The 1,244-nt window shown below is 47.7% G+C and carries 2 protein-coding genes; both read left to right on the top strand.

The annotated features are described in order from the left end of the window. Window positions 1–123: 123 nt before the first annotated feature. The gene (locus tag CIK04_RS33980) at window positions 124–570 is read left to right on the top strand and encodes a histidine kinase dimerization/phospho-acceptor domain-containing protein (RefSeq protein WP_325205836.1); all 447 of its coding nucleotides are present in this window, start codon (window positions 124–126) and stop codon (window positions 568–570) included. Next, window positions 491–763 (top strand): ATP-binding protein, encoded by a 273-nt coding sequence (locus tag CIK04_RS33975; protein WP_325205835.1) that lies wholly within the window; start codon window positions 491–493, stop codon window positions 761–763. Before CIK04_RS33980 ends, CIK04_RS33975 begins: the two co-directional genes overlap by 80 nt. Window positions 764–1,244: the final 481 nt, after the last annotated feature.

Here is a 1,244-nt window from a genome sequence, read left to right as displayed (position 1 = left end):
GTCAACAACATTGGTACTATTTGGCTACCTCCTTTGTCTCTATTTTGAATCATCGCGCTCGTCTTCAAACTCTATATCGATCAAGTGCGACTCACCCGTTTTACGCAACAGCAATCCCTCGATATGCAAGAAGCGAAGCGCGCCGCCGAAGCGAGTGCCGAAACCAAGTCCAAATTTCTCGCCAACATTTCTCACGAAGTACGCACGCCACTGAATGCCATCATCGGCTTAAGCGACACCGACCATTATCTCAATGCCAGCGAACAAATTCGCGAGTACATCGATCTGATCCATCGCTCCGGTAAACATCTGCTTGCTTTGATGAACGACATTTTGGACATCAGCAAAATCGACTCTGGCAAGCTGACATTGGAACAAGTGGAATTCTCACTGAAAGACATTGTTGATGACACTCGTCGTATTGTTTCACCGAGCGAACCCACGGCCCCCGGGGGTAGAGAGTTTTATCATCACACCTCAAGATTGCGACATGATTTTCTACGGCGATCCACTGCGCCTGTTCCAAATCATCAGCAATCTCTGTTCAAACGCGATCAAGTTCACTCATGAGACAGATCAAGTGGCGTTCACCGTGCAAAATCGTGGCCCTAACTCGGTGCTGCAAATCTGCGTATCTGACACTGGTATTGGCATTTCAGAAGCGCAGTTGCAAAAGGTGTTTGACGAGTTTGTTCAAGCCGACGATTCAACCACACGAAAATACGGCGCACAGGACTCGGGTTGGCGATTTGCCAAAAACTGACATCTCATGACAAGGCACGTTACGCATAGAAAGCGAACTTAATCGGGGCACCCAGGTGACCTTATCATTAACACTGCCCCTTTTGCATGCATCGCACTTTGAGCCTAAACCACCATGTCCGAGTGATATTTTGGTCCATAATGATGGCAGTGCAGTAGTTCACATCGCACTATCCAACACGATGTGAACCGATTGGCTTTATTGGCGGAGCATACCCACGCCTTATTTTGTGTATTACCATCACAATCAACGCCTTATCCGCGAACATTCTTCCTATCTTATACGAGGAACTGGGGGGCGAAAACTGCTGGTGATCACCGATATCGAACAACAAGCAGAATCTCGAAAGCAGTGCAAAAGTGGAGTACCTGAGCAAGCCGTATGATTTCTTATCGAATGTATGAACTGCTCCTTGGCAAACCGACCCCATCGTTAGCCACCATCACCATGCCTCACAAAACCTACTTGGATTTGCAGGTCT

Source organism: Vibrio sp. 03_296 (assembly GCF_002265885.1).
This window is presented reverse-complemented; position numbering and strand designations above follow the sequence as displayed.